Source organism: Verrucomicrobium spinosum DSM 4136 = JCM 18804 (genome assembly GCF_000172155.1).
GTDB classification, from domain to species: domain Bacteria; phylum Verrucomicrobiota; class Verrucomicrobiia; order Verrucomicrobiales; family Verrucomicrobiaceae; genus Verrucomicrobium; species Verrucomicrobium spinosum.
The window spans coordinates 7,759,141-7,773,768 of record NZ_ABIZ01000001.1; the positions used below are offsets into that span (position 1 = coordinate 7,759,141).

General features: G+C 55.6%; 4 protein-coding genes. 1 reads left to right on the top strand and 3 read right to left on the bottom strand.

From position 1 onward, the window contains the following. Positions 1 to 266 precede the first annotated feature (266 nt). A complete protein-coding gene (locus VSP_RS31280; RefSeq protein ID WP_009965701.1) occupies positions 267 to 6,461 on the bottom strand; it encodes a right-handed parallel beta-helix repeat-containing protein in 6,195 nt (2,064 codons plus the stop codon). Positions 6,462 to 6,565: 104 nt separating this feature from the next. Here VSP_RS31280 and VSP_RS31285 point away from each other — a divergent pair, with 104 nt between their 5' ends. Beyond that, positions 6,566 to 7,744, top strand: coding sequence for an ISAs1-like element ISVsp18 family transposase (locus VSP_RS31285; protein ID WP_009959057.1), 1,179 nt, complete (start codon positions 6,566 to 6,568; stop codon positions 7,742 to 7,744). Between the two features lie 856 nt (positions 7,745 to 8,600). Here the strand turns inward: VSP_RS31285 and VSP_RS31290 are convergent. Further along, a complete protein-coding gene (locus VSP_RS31290; protein WP_157211165.1) occupies positions 8,601 to 9,206 on the bottom strand; it encodes a hypothetical protein in 606 nt (201 codons plus the stop codon). Next, on the bottom strand, positions 9,173 to 14,536 hold the full coding sequence (locus VSP_RS31295) for an RHS repeat-associated core domain-containing protein (RefSeq protein WP_232289534.1): 5,364 nt from the start codon (positions 14,534 to 14,536) through the stop codon (positions 9,173 to 9,175). The genes VSP_RS31290 and VSP_RS31295 overlap by 34 nt, the downstream gene beginning before the upstream one ends. Positions 14,537 to 14,628 lie beyond the last annotated feature (92 nt).

Below are 14,628 nucleotides of genomic sequence, written 5' to 3' on the forward strand. Positions count from 1 at the left end.
ACTCAGGAGTTGCGATCGGGGAAATGCCAGAAGACGACGCAGTCGGTTTTGGTGGCCCTTGCTCCGTCACTTGCTTCGTCGGCTGCTCAGCAATTCGAGAGTTCCCTTCACCCACGAAATTCCATGCTGCCATACCAATTGCCGTCAGGGCAGCCCCTGCGAGAAGCATGGTCCATTTCCGGTTTATTTTCCGTACCTGTGTCATACACTGTCCTCGTTCTGAACTGGTTGATCTTTGTCGATTTCTTAGTTTATTCCGTCTGCTCTCACGGAAGCTTCACCGCATCGCCCGGCTCCCACAGGATGATGGTGGGTGCGGTGGTGTCTCCTGGATCAGGGGCAATCGGGGCATGGAGACTTCCATTAAGCGGGTAGGCATCGACGTTGTCGTTGTAGCCATCCCCGTCGGTGTCAGCTTTGAAGGGATCGGTGCCCGCCACGAGTTCGCTGGCGTTGGTGATGCCATCACCATCATGATCCAGGTTGACCGAACTGATCACCGGCGCCCCAAACCCGTCCTGATAACCATCACCGTTGGAGTCAGCGAGGTCGGGATTCGTACCCGCCAGGAGTTCTTGGTAAAGCGTCAGCCCATCGCCATCCTGGTCGCCGAGCCACGCGACAGGCTCAGAGATATTGGCACCTGCGAGAGCAATCGCCTCGTCCAGATCATCGATACCGTCGTTGTCAGTGTCCGGGTCGGTGGGATCCAGGCCGAAGAACAATTCCAGCAGATTCTCCAGGCCATCGCCCGCAGGAGTGTCATCATCGCCATCGGCCGTCTTGGTCAAATTGCCAAAGTATCGCTGCTCCCATGCATCAGGCAGGTCGTCGTTGTCGGTATCAACAAACTCATCTGCACCGAGATCCGACGGCGAAGTGCGCGTCTCGCCATGAATGTCTTTGCCAAGACCAACCAGCGTCACGCCACCTGCAGGATTAATTGCAGGACTGCCGGGCAACAGCAAACCTTCGGGACTCAGATCAGGATCGACATTCTGACCTCCGAACTCACCACCGCGAATGATGGAATTGCTCACGGTCACCGTGGCTGAAGCAGCTTTGTGGATCTGTGCCACACCGGCACCCAATCCCGTGTTCCATACGATCGAGTTTTCCACAGACAAGGTGTTGTCCGCATCGATATTGAAAACACCAGAGCTGGTCGCCTTGTTCTGGCTCACTGTGACGTGAGCAAGACTCAGATCTCCGCGATAGACATGGGCTGCAGCACCTCCTGCAGTCTTGGTGTTGCCGATCAAAAGACAATTGGTCACCCGGGCCAGCTCATTGGGCTGTGCCAGGGAAACATACAACGCTGAGCCCTGGAGTCCTGTCGCATGCCTGATCACGAAGCCATCCACGGCAGAATCCTTCTTCTGAAGGCTGATGCTCGACTGGGCAGAGGTGCCACTGAGCACAGGTGGCACAAGACCACGCTGGCCAAGGATGAGAACCGATTTGGAGCTGACAGTCAGGGCCTCGGTGTAGGTACCGGGCAATACGAGAATGATCCGGTAGCTGCCAGTTTGAGCGTTGGCCGCAGTCACTGCTGCTGCAATCGTCTTTTTGACCGTGGCGGTCTCGGGATTCACCGCAGGATTCACCGTGACATCAGGAACCAACGATGCGGGGCTGGAGGTGCTGTTTGCATCCCACGAGCGGTTGTACTCATAGACGTTTGGGATCCGGTCACCGTCCTTGTCTTCCAATGCGTCCCTGGGATCCAGGGGATCCAGTCCTTTGGCGATCTCATAGTTGTCAGGAATGCTGTCATCATCCGTGTCCGAATCCCATGGATCTGACCCCGCGGCCAGCTCGGCAGCATCGCCAGTGCCATCCCCGTCTGTGTCTGCTGCGCCAGGATTGCTTCCGTAGGCATATTCCTGGGCATTGGTCAGACCGTCACCATCGGAGTCCGCGCCGCCATTGGCGGCGAGGTTGCCGATGAAACGCAGCTCCCAGGAGTCTGGAAGAGCATCACCGTCGCTGTCGCCGTATTCATCCGCTCCGAGATCTGCCGGGCTGGTGCGGGTGTCACCCTGGATATCCTTGGTGACGGAGGCCAGGTTGACGCCGCCTGAAGGATTGATGGCAGGGCTGCCTGATCGGAGATAGCCATAGACGTCGAGCAAAGGATCGAGATTAATTCCACCATGCTCCCCACCCAGAATCAGGTTGTTGTCAGCTTCCACCACAGCGTTGCTGCCACCGCTTATTTGCTGCACCCCCACCGTGGTCGTGGGATTCCAGAGGATCGAGTTACGGACGCGCACCTTGGTGCCGTAGGACAGGTATATTCCCCGGCCCTGCCCTCCCTCCCCATTCCACTGCCCGCCTTTGTTGTTGAACAGGGTGCAGTGGTCTACAATGGCTTCCCCTTGTGAAAGGTAAATGCCGGCCCCACTGGAGGCGGCGTTCCCGGTGATCACGCTGTTCACAATCCTCACTTGGGCCAGGTACCCACTCACGGAAACGTACGCGCCATAGTCACTGAGGTGGAATGGAGAGGTGTGCTTGAGAACCATCCCGTCAAGAACCGACCCGCTTAAGGTAAGATTCACGCAAGCAGTGGTAGTGGACGATGCGATCACCGCAGGAGCAGCCACCCGTTCGCTCATCAAGAGAATCCTTTTGGTGCTGAGGTTCAGCCCTGACTCCGGATACATCCCTTTTTTCACCATCACGATCTTCCAATCACCGGCTGCAGACTTGGCCGTACTCAGGGCTGTTGTGATCGTCCTCTTCACGGTGGCGGTCTCGGTCACCACTGCAGGATCCACCGTCACGTCAGGTGTCAGAGTCGCGGGGCTGCTGGCACTGTTCGCGTCCCAAGAGCGATTGTATTCATAGATGTTGGGGATGCGGTCCGCGTCTTTGTCTTCCAATGCGTCACGATAGTCCAAGGGGGCCAGAGACTTGCTGATTTCATATCCGTCGGGGATGCCATCATCATCCGTGTCCGCGTCCCATGGGTTGGTTCCGGCAGTCTGCTCGGCTGCATCATTGGCCCCATCCGCGTCAGCATCCGCAACTGTGGGATTGCTGCTGAAGAGGTATTCTTGCAGATGAGTCAGACCATCCGCATCTGGATTAGCGGAACCGTTCGAGGAAAGACTGCCGACGAACCTGGTCTCCCACCAGTCAGCCAGACCATCACTGTCACTATCGGCATACTCGTCAGCTCCCAAATCGGCTGGGCTGGTTCGGGCTTCCCCATGAATGTCGGTGTTTGCCAGAGAGAAGCCACCTGAGCCCGACGCATTGATGGCTGGGCTGCCAGGCAGCAAACATGCGTAACGATCAAGCAATGGATCTGCACCAGAAGCCCCATGTTCAGCCCCGAGGATGATGCTGCTCAAGACCTGCACCGTTGCGTATGAATTGACCCAGATCTGAGAGCTTCCTGCAGGGGCTCCGATGTTCCAGACGATGGAATTGCGCATCCGGAGTTTGGCTGAGTTTTGGACCGCTACCGCCAGACCATTCACGGGGGCAAACTGGTAGACCCCGGCACCAGTGGGCACATTGTTTCTCGTGAATGTGCACTGATCCACAAGACATTCACCACCTGCTACCACCATTCCGGCACCGTAGTCGTCGTGATTCTCCTGGATAAAGCAGTTGGAGATGCGCGCCCGAGCCAGTTGCGACAGGGAGAAGTAAATCCCGTTGGAACTTTGCTGGGGGTTCTGATGCTTGATGACAAACCCATCGACAACTGTATCGGCATAATAAATAGAGAGCGCTACGCTGGCAGTGGTCGGAGCGATCTCGGGTGGCGTGGGCGACTTCTCACCAAGCAAGGCGATGCGCTTGCTGCTGAGTGACAGTGCCGCCGTGTATGTACCCTTCTTGACAAAGATGAGCTTCCAGTCCCCCGCCTGGGAATTGGCTGCCGAAACGGCAGCCGAGATGGTCTTCTTCACGGTCGCTGTCTCGGGGTTGACCGCAGGGTCAACCGTCACATCGGGCACGAGAGCCGCAGCCACAGCCGCGTCCGTACCACGGTTGTATTCATAAATATTAGGCACCCGGTCTCCATCCTTGTCTTCTAGGGTATCTCTGGGATCGACTGGGTTCAACCCCTTGGCAATTTCATAGCCATCGGGAATGGTGTCGTCGTCGGTGTCAGTATCACGTGGGTTGGAGCCAGCAGCCTGTTCAGCCCCATCATTGGCTCCGTCACCGTCTTCGTCTGCCACAGCTGGATTGGTTCCAAACAGAAATTCCCCAAGATCATTCAAACCATCACTGTCGCCATCTGCCATGCCATCATGGCTGAGATTGCCGAAATGGAGCATCTCCCACCATTCCGGAAGACCATCAGCATCTGAATCCACATACTCATCTGCTCCAATGTCGGGAGGAGAGGTTCTAGACTCACCATGAACATCCTGCGACGGAATGGAAAAGAGCAAACCACCAGCGGGGTTGATTGCTGGACTGGTCGAGAGCAGGTGCCCTGAACTCGTGAGCAGCGGATCGCTCCCTGAGGCACCCTGCTCGGCGCCTAGCACAACAGAGTTCAGCACTTCCATTTGAGTACCAGGATCACCGTGTATTTGTGTGCTACCGCCGGGCAACCCTGGGTTCCAAACGATGGTGTTGCGCAAACGCAACGCCCCATCATCCACATAGATGGCAAGTCCTTCAACCGGTTGAGAGACAGAATGCCCCGTGGGAACACTGTTGCCAAAGAGGGTGCAATGATCCAGGTGACAATCGCCCCCAGCGAGATAGAGGCCGGCACCTCCATACGACTGGAAGTTGGAAGTGATGAACGTGTTCACCATCCGGACCGACATTCCATCATAGAGACTCACGTGGACCCCCCGGGCACTGCTGGAGGCACTCTGATGCCGGATGACAAAGCCATCCAAGACCACATCCCCGGCGGTAAGGCTGACCGCAGAGTAGTAAGGCTGCCCCACAATCTGCGGCAGATCACTGCCCAACTCCCCCAACAGCAAGATGCGCTTGTCACCCAAGGATACCGATTCCGTGTAGGTGCCTTTTTTGACCAGGATCACCTGCCAGTCGCCGACGTTGTTGGCATCAGTCACGGCGTCGCCGATGGACAAATGGGTGCCCGTTCCATTTACGTCGACGGTGAAGTCCGGCACAAGAGTATCGGGAGTGCCTGCACTGGTGCTGCGGTGATATTCATACAAGTTGGGCACACGATCGCCGTCCTTGTCATCCAGGGCATCCTTTGCGTGTCCCGGGTTCAAGCCCTCGGCTATTTCATAGCCATCTGGAATGGTGTCCCCGTCGGAATCGCTTGAGAATGGATTGCTTCCCGCAGCAAACTCGGCCCCATCGTTGGCACCGTCAACGTCTGCATCTGCCACCGCGGGATCCGAGCCAAATCCGTACTCACCCAGATCATTCAAGCCGTCTGAGTCACCATCAGCTGTACCATCATGCGACAGCCCGCCAAACCTCTGCTGCTCCCACACATCAGGCAGGTGGTCCGCATCGGAATCCAGCCATTCATCAGCCCCGATGTCAGGTGCTGTGGCAGTGGGGCGGGGTTCGCCATGGGCATCCTTGCCAGATGTGTAGAGTACAGCCGCTGCGTTGATGGCGGGTGAATTGGCTTTGAGCGTGCCGTTTCGCGTCACCTGGGGATCCGACGACAGGTTGCCAGTTCCGGCATAGCCTCCTCTGAAAATCGAGTTGGAGACTTCCAGAGTAGCGCCATTCTCCAAAAGTGTCTCGAAACCCGGGCGATTCCAAAAAATAGAATTGTGAACCGTAACTGCGCTGTTGTCCGCATGGATGCCATTGGGTGCATTCCCGATTGCCGTGCAATGAACCACCATTAGATCCGCCCCGTAGACGTAGATTGCGCCGCCCGTATCTCCGCCGAAACTATTGTTCAGCAGAATACAGTTGATAAGTGACGGCCGTCCGCCGGAGGCATAGATCGATCCTCCGTAGTAATTGGCGGTGTTCTTAATGGTCAGCCCCTCCACCACCACGTTTCCGGAGAGGGAAATCCCGGCATTTGTCCCCTCACCATCAATGATCGTGCTTGCGGCCCCGCCCGCAGAAATCAACAAGACATCACCGTAGAAAGAGAGGCTGGTGTTTTCCCATCCTGTGTAGATGCCCGGCTGCACCAAAATGATCTCGTAGTTGTAGGCCGAGTAGCTCGGTTCATAGAGGCTGGTGTGGGTTCCACCGCCATTGGGATCCACCACGTAGTGAGGTGTGGGAATAGATCCTACCGCAAATGGATCAGAAGAATTTTTGACCTCGAAGATGTTGGGATAACGATCTCCGTCATAGTCGGCGTGAGCATCGTCCACCAGCGGATTGCATCCGGCAACGATCTCCTCACTGTCCGTCATGCCATCGAGGTCCGTGTCGATCGAGTAAGGATTGGTTTCCTCGGTAGCCTCGTCAGCATTGCTGATACCGTCCGAGTCCAGATCCAACCCCTGCATGTTCATGTCGGCCAGGGTGGTGGCAACCTGCGTCCCCGGATCTGTCCAGGTATCCAGGGCTTACGCATCTAGTTTTTACAAAGCACGTGGAAATTAGTTAAGATGTGTGAATGAAGTGGGGCATGTCTTCCGCCTCTGCATCTCCTGACAGCAATCTTCGTGAAGTTTTTCAGAGCATTGATGACTGGAGGGTGCAGCGTACCCAGCGACATGATCTGGCCGACATCCTGGTGATTGCCACCTGCGCCATGCTGTGCGGTCAGGGGCATTACACCCATATGGAAGCCTTCGGCAATCTGAAGCGCACTTGGTTGGAGAGCTTTCTTGCCCTGCCCAACGGCATTCCCAGTCACGACACGTTCCGTAAAGTCTTCAGCCTGCTTGATCCCAAGCGCTTCATGGAAGCCTTCAGTCTCTGGACCCAAGGTGTATTGCGCCAACTCTCCAGCGAGGGGCTTGAGAGCGGTCTCAAAGGGGTGATCGCCATTGATGGAAAGGCACTGCGCGGGGCCGTCGACAAAGGGCAGGCACCTGCGGTCATCGTGGGGGCTTGGGCCAGTGAATTGAGCCTGTGCCTTGGACAGGTCAAGGTTGCTGACAAGAGCAATGAGATTGGCGCGATGCCGGAGTTGTTGGAAATGCTGGCGTTGAAAGGCTGCATCGTGACCATCGACGCCATGGGCTGCCAGAGGGAGGTGGCCAGGAAAATCATCCAGCAAAAGGGGGACTACATCCTGGCCCTCAAAAGCAACCAGGAAAGCCTCCATCAACAGGTCAGCCACTATTTGGACACGGGGGAGGACCTGGCCAGGGCAGAAGGCAACTTTCATCAAGAGGAAAGCGATGGGCACGGCCGGCATGAAGTGCGTCGCTGTTGGGTGAGTGAGGAAGTGGAATGCTGGCTGCAGGGGGCAGAAAAGTGGGCGGGACTGCGCAGCGTGGCTGCGGTGGAATGCGAGCGCACCGTGGCGGGTCAGACCACGGTGCAAAGGCGTTACTTCATCAGCAGTTTGAAAGCCGATGCCGCGCTCATTGCAGCCTCAGTACGCGCTCACTGGGGGATTGAAAACTCGCTGCACTGGGTTCTAGATGTGACCTTTGGCGAAGATGAGAGCCGGTCTAGAAGCGGTTACAGCGCGGAGAATCTGGCCACCCTTCGACGCCTGACTCATGCAATGATCAAGCGAGAGAACCCAAACTCCAAAAAATCGGTCAACCAACGCAGATTCGAAGCCGGACTCAGTACAGACTATCTCCAAACCTTGCTTGGAGTAAATTTAGATGCGTAAGCCCTGTCCAGGTATCGTTGTCACCATCCATGTCTGCGTCAGACCAACTCGCCGGAACAAGCCCCGCGGTGACGAGCAGCAAACCTGCACCGAAAAGACACGACCAAGTTTTTTTGCCATGCCGACACCTGAGGAATGAGGCGTTCATAGAATGCGGGTTCCAAGTGACACGCCTGCCTCAGACAGGATCGCGGCAAAACGCGACCCAGCCGTCGACGGCGTGAATGCTGTTTGTTGAGAATTGGGGGTTCTTTCCCTGTGAGAATTCAAACACTCTTCGTCACTAGGAATTCGCCCGATCCCTGGCTAGCAACCATCCGGACCCGCGATACCGCCGATACTTCATTATAAGTTCGCGTTTGGCAATCCTATAATGTTAAAAATTTTGTCGTATATTGGTAGTATTCGAAAAGAATAATTTCATCCACCTCATCCATTCGTCACATCTTTGACATCTATCTCACAAGTGAAACAACTATCCTTGAGGATAGTATTGCCAGCAACATGGCCACTCGCACCGGTTTACGAGTGGATCTGGCACCAAAACGCGTAGTTCATTCTGCGCGAACTCACCAGATCTGGTAGCGATATACACCTTGGACAAGTGGGTGATGACCCGCAAGACATGCAGGTCGTCTCTATGCCTTGTGCTCCCGGATCGCAGTGGGTAAACAATCCCTGCTCGACGGTGAGCTGCTGATCTTCGCGCCAAATCAAACCGCTGCAAAGCGACTTGGTGAGAATGGGCTGCATCTCTATCGGTTCCGATCGATAACTATCTGGCATTCGACGACGGTTTGCTGGACATGACCCGCTCCCGCAAGGCACCATCAACGGTTCAAATCTCCCGTTCTGTCTACTTCCGCTTGCTCCCAGCCTCCACAGGTGGTTCACCGCCGCTTTCGAACAGGGCATCGCTGGCTTCCGTCACGGTCTGACCAGGCTTGGTGAAGGGGCTGGCTGAATACCCTCCCCCTCTGACCGAAATCAGCCAGTCAAGTATCGCGAGCTGGCCTGAACTGCCTGTCGCTTCGAAGATCTCCTTGTAGTGAGCTTCCGCTTTGGCAGGGGCAGCCAGGTGGACAACGCGCACCCAGGCAAGTCCATCTGACTTAAGAGCCGGCGATGTGAGCGCCATGGTGGCGACTTTGAGCAGCGGCGTTGGATCCTCAAGAGGAGATGTCGATTCCAGATAGAAACAAAGGGCGTTCGCCCCATAAAAGCGGTCTCTCTCGTTTTTCCCCTCAGCAATCGGCTTGATGGCATCGGCAATTCTTTGAGCCGTTGCGACATCCGATTTTCCCCGTGCCAGTCCAAGCTCCTTGAGAAAGGTCGAATAGACTGGGTCCTCCAGAACTTTCGGCTCCTGCCCCAGGCAGAAAGCGCCAATTCCAAAAACGACGAGAGTCAAAATCTTCGTTTTCATGATTAAGGTCTTACCACTGTTCTCACGAGGCGGCATTTTTCCTTCAGCATGTTTCGCAGGATGTCTGGGGTGTCATCCTGTACTTTGGGATCGAGTTTGCCACCTCCTGGAGCCTCTAGGTATTTGGGATCAACCGGCTGGCCAGAGGAGGGGTCCAGCACCCCGGCGACACCACCATTCCTCCATGCCGAAAAGGTACCGCAACCTTCTTTTGTACAAGAAAAACTATCGTCTGGCATCTTTGTGTCTTGCGAGGGAATTGCTTGACGTTTCTTGGCTTTCTCAAAACCCTGTTCATCTTGAGGTGTTAGACAGCAGCAAAGATAGATCTCTGTCGAACCATTCATGACTCCCTTCGCCGGAAACAACGTATTTTGCAATTCTCCGTTTGGCCTCAGCCCGGAATGCGAAAGACCGACTACTGGTCCGCCAGCAGGCTTATGGCTGGGAGGCATTGCATGTGTTGCATTATCGCCAATCATCGTGATGAAGTGGACAATACAGTTCTTGTCTTTCAGATCATCTGGAATCGGAATTGAACGATCGACATCCAGTCCCAAGGCATCAAGATTATTTACGGGATCATTCCCAGCCATGCCATAGAGATTGAGTCCCCCGTGCTCCCCTATTGGATCTCTTGATATCCACGAACCACGCTCGGTATCGTAAGCACGGTAGGTTGCGAGGCACAATCCAGACTCGTGCACATGATAGCCAGCAAATCCCAACCGGGTCAGATCGGCTCCTGCTATGAGTGTGCGCTGCCCCCAAGGACTGTACGAATAACTGGATACGACCGCACCCGTTTCGTTCAAAACGACTCGAGTTGAACCCAGAAGATCAGTGAGGTGAAATTGTTTCGCAGTTTGCATGCCGCTCGCATTAAGCACCTCAACTCCGCCAGTCCAACATCGCATCTTCCCCCCGCCGCCCAGACGTTCTTCAACGACGTTGGCTCCATGCCACACCGTTTCGCGCGTCTGAGTCGAGTTTTTTGACTCAACAATTCTTCTTCTCGCCCCATCATATTCCAAAGCCCAGTTGTCTGCGCCAGAATCAATGCTTGTCAGGCAATTGCGATCATTCCATCCGTAAGAACGGGCTCCATCAGAGAGCATGTTGCCTGCGACATCATAACTCAAGGTCCTGGATGAAGCGCCCCCATTGTCCACCCGCCACAGCTCTGAGGTGACATTTCCAGCTTTGTCGGTAGCCACAACAGGAACGTCGTGTTGTCCGGATCCCAACTGCAGGATCGCCTCGAAGACGCCTTCGGGGGACGTTTTTGCAAGTTGACTATTCACCTCAACTTTTGAACTCTCGTCAACCTGGCCCCTGAACCACGTCATGCCTCCGGCCAACTGGCTGGTGTTTTGATTGAGATTGTTGAAGGCAAACTGACGTGTCCGATGACCTTCCTGAGCAAGCAAACGATTCCCGCTTGGGTCATACTGGTAGCGCCAGACTGCTTGCGGATTGGGCACCGGGCCTTGAGCGGGGCTTTCCATCACCGCGTCAAGTTGACCGGCCGAGTCATACTTCATCGTCCAAACTTTTCCTGAACTTATCCCGGGCTGATGCTGACTCCACGTTTCGATCTTTCCACCGGAGTCATAGGTGTAGTCAAATCGAGCAATTTCAACACTGCCTGAACCCTCATACCGAGTTTCGACTAACCGGCGCCCATGGATGTTTGTGTCCCTGGAATACGTTGCGGATACGCCTGGTATGGGATACTGGACGCTGGACACCAATCCTGTGTCACCAAGATAGCTAAACGAAAATGTTCCAAGAGGATTCTCAACATTAGCAATCCGGTCTAGAGAATCGAAAGTGTACGATTCAGCTGCTCCATCATACTCCCAACTGCTCATTCGACCCAAGGAATCGTAAGTGTATGTGATCGTGTCGTTGGCAAGCGGCCCGTCAATTGAAACAAGCCGGCCAATGGCATCATACTCATAAGAAGTAATGCGCGCACCATCCGTCCACGTCAGGCGTCTTCCGAGCTCATCATACGTGAAAGATTGCAAGGGCAACGAGTCATGCTGGATGCTCGTCACAAGGCCCAAGGTATTGTATGCGTAAGTTGACGCGCGGTTCTCAGTGTCCTTTGTCCAATTCAACCGGCCCGTCAGAGGATCGTATTGCAGGCTGACCTGGGTTCCGTCCGGATTGGTTTTTGCGACAACCCTGTCAGCTGCATCGTATGCCCACTTCAGCTTTTCACCCCGTCCGAACTGGATTTCCGTCAGATTGCCAACCTTGTCATATGAATAGCTGGCGACCTGCCGTTGAGGTCCCACCACCGTACGCAGTCTTTTGAGTGCGTCATACCCGTATTGGGTAATGCTGTTATCGCGGCTCTTCACCGAAACCAGGTTGCAGCAACTGTAGGTGTTTACAGTGGTTTCACCGCCAGGATACGTAGTCTGGATGCGCCTGTTCAAGTCGTCGTAGGTGTACAAAAGCACATAGCCGTCAAAGTTGGACTGGCCCACCAGCCTTCCGACGTCGTCGTACTCAAATGTTTCGAGGGTGATTTCGTTTGGATGTCCGATCGCCTGCAATTTTACACTTTCAAGCCACCCCGCCGAATTGTACTGATAGACTGCGACGTCCCCAGAGGCACGAGTCACCGACACCACCTGCCCCCGCGCATTGCGTTCGTATTCAGTACGCAGTCCGGCCTGATCCACAGTGGCAGCAAGATCGCCCGTTGTACCATCATACTCGTACTCCGACAGAACGGTTTCCTCTCCATTGAGAAGGCGTTTTACACTGAGGACGTCGATGCCGTTGGTGGCGTATTCGTATGAAACTTGCCCTCCATGGCTGGTTGCATGGCTCAGAACCATGCCTCTTGCATTGTAGACAAAAGAGTCAGAATGACCATTGGTGCTACTCTTTCCCAGAGGCCGTCCGCCTTGATCATAACTTGAGAAGTAGGTCGTCGCCCCTCCCTGGTGCTTCACCTCTGAAAGCTCCCCCTTGCCGTTCACTAATGTATAGTAGTACCTCGTGTGAGGGTCGGCGAGTGCCGCGCTTGCGCCCCCGTATGCAGGAACTCCAGATTTGTAGTGGTTCTTGTCCCTATGCCAGCCGGTGTAAAGAGCTGCATAGAAGTATTCCTCCTGAGCTCCCAACGGATCGGTGATAGTTATTCGATAACTGGACCACATGGGGCCTCCAGGAGGCGCATAGGTGTCTGAACCGATCTGGACACCATCCGAGGGCTCCGTCAAGAACTGCGTTGTGCCGCTCGGGGTGGTGATTGCATTCAAAAACAGCTCATTTGTCCGGGTGATCGTCTGGGACGGATTGGCTGGATCGGGTTCTGTCACAAGGGAAGCCGTAGTGTAGCCGTAGCCATAGGCGACAGCCCCCATGTCCGTCTGCCCTGTGAGCCGGTTGTTGACATCATAGGTAAAAGTCGCCTGACGACCAAATGGATCGTCAATGTGCGACACCTTGCCGTTTGCGCCATACACGAAGCTCCAGGTCCCTGTAGGACTCAGGGTGGTCACTGCCGCAGGATGACTGATAGCCGAAATCGCGCCCTGGACATTGTGAGTGATGTTCAAGGAAGTGCCGTACTTGTCGGTGATCGACAGCAAGAGGCTCGATGCGCTGCTGCCTCCCATTGCCGGAGGTACATCATACAAGTACTTGGTGCCTTCGCTGTCTTCCAACTCAAATCGGTAGTTGGAGCCCGCAAGTTTGCGCAAAACCTTCGAGGCCACCCGGGCATTTGCAACGAACCCCTCGTTTCCGTCTGGAGTGAATCGCTCAGCCCTGGCATCACCACGAATCACCAGCACTGCGCCACCAGGTTCCACCACGAGATAAGACGCGTAGGCGAAAGTCCACTTGGGACCGAACGGACGGACGTCAATGAGCGAATCGAGACTGTTGTAGGTAAGGCGCATTTCGACACTGGGTCCATAGGGTGCATCCCACCACATCGGTGTATCTCGCACGATGAGGTTCATGTTGACGGGATTGACCACCCACTCAGGCATCCCCCGGCATGAAGAGCACTTGCCCCCTTCACAATCATCCCCCAAGTCATCGGGATACCTGGGCTCACCACAACATCCGCCAATAGCCTCCTGCGTCTCCTGCACCGAGGCCAGCCGTATCCCCGGCTGCTCCGGCACCCCGGCAAACACCGTGGCCAGCCCAGACCACTGCGACACAAATCCTGCATGCGTCATCGAGATCACATGTCCCACACGCGTGTCATACACCTTCACCTTCCCATCTCCCTCACGCCCCAGCACCGCCACAAAATGCTGATCCCGATAGTGCGCCACCAGCGGAAGCGGTAGATCCTTCAAGGTCGATCCACTGGCACGCACCGTGCGGGCCGCCATCCCATACCGCCGGGCCGTCTGCTCCAGCTCCTGAATGGTGAAGCCGTGCGTCCCAGCAGCCTCCATTCCCTTCAGTTCTCGCGCGTTCATCTCCAGTCCCAGCACACTGCAGATCTCGCCCAGGGACTTCTGGCCACAGTCACGCAGGGCGGTCTGCTTGGCCTTCATCAACCCCAAGGCACGAATCCAATAGGACGCATAGGTCATCCGTGAAGGGTCGCTGTCGTTCTGCCGGAGACGCGCAAACAGCTCGGTCGCCTTGTCCAGTTCCCCGCGATCCATGGCCACCACGCCCAGACGCAGAAGCGCCTTCTGGTGCATCGGGTGTCCCAGCGGAGCCCGGCTCTGTGACGCCTCGAACCACTTTTGAGCTTCGTCATATCTGCCAAGGTACTGGCTGGCACAGCCAAGGTGCAGCTCAGACTCCGCCGCCCAGGGACTTTCAGGAAACTTCGTGAGATGATCCACAAACAACAGCTGTGCCTCGTCATACTCATGGAGGTTCCACTTCTGAATGGCCTTTCCAAAGTCAAGGTTGTCCGCCTCCTGCTTCTTGCGGGCGGCGGCATCGGCAATACCTGCGGGATCGGCTGCTCGTGTCGGTTGAAGCTCGTCCCCCAGCTGTCCTGCCATGCGCAGATCCTTCTCCGTGGGCACCTTCGTCAGATCGAGCAACCGCAGCGTGGTTTTTTCAGTGGGACGCGCTTCCGCAGTCCAGCGCTTTTGTTCTTCAGACACCTGCCCCCAGGTCCGCCGCGGCGTGGAGGGAACTCTCGTCGTAGTAACCAAAGTCGTGCCTGGCACCTTTGCCGCTTCGCTCTCCTTTTCTCCAGCAGTGATGTTTGTCGTACCACGGGAAGAGTTCCCAACAAGCTGATCGCCACTTTGGCCTCCCGGATCCGGCACCCTGTCCTGTTGATGATTCCACACCACGACTGCCAAAGCAGCAGCTACTCCTCCTATCCCGAGCGTAGTCAGGAGCTTCTTCATCTTGTGATAACGGATCATACGGAAGCTAATTTTTCGGCATGTGGGCTGCTAAGGGTTACCTGCGGACCGGTGGGCACTCGACTCGTGCGTGC

Excerpts from the sequence above, each read along its gene's own strand:
- VSP_RS31280 (WP_009965701.1), bottom strand. The coding sequence starts at position 6,461 with ATGAACATGCAGGGGTTGGATCTGGACTCGGACGGTATCAGCAATGCT.
- VSP_RS31285 (WP_009959057.1), top strand. The coding sequence starts at position 6,566 with ATGAAGTGGGGCATGTCTTCCGCCTCTGCATCTCCTGACAGCAATCTT.
- VSP_RS31290 (WP_157211165.1), bottom strand. The coding sequence starts at position 9,206 with ATGCCGCCTCGTGAGAACAGTGGTAAGACCTTAATCATGAAAACGAAG.
- VSP_RS31295 (WP_232289534.1), bottom strand. The coding sequence starts at position 14,536 with ATGAAGAAGCTCCTGACTACGCTCGGGATAGGAGGAGTAGCTGCTGCT.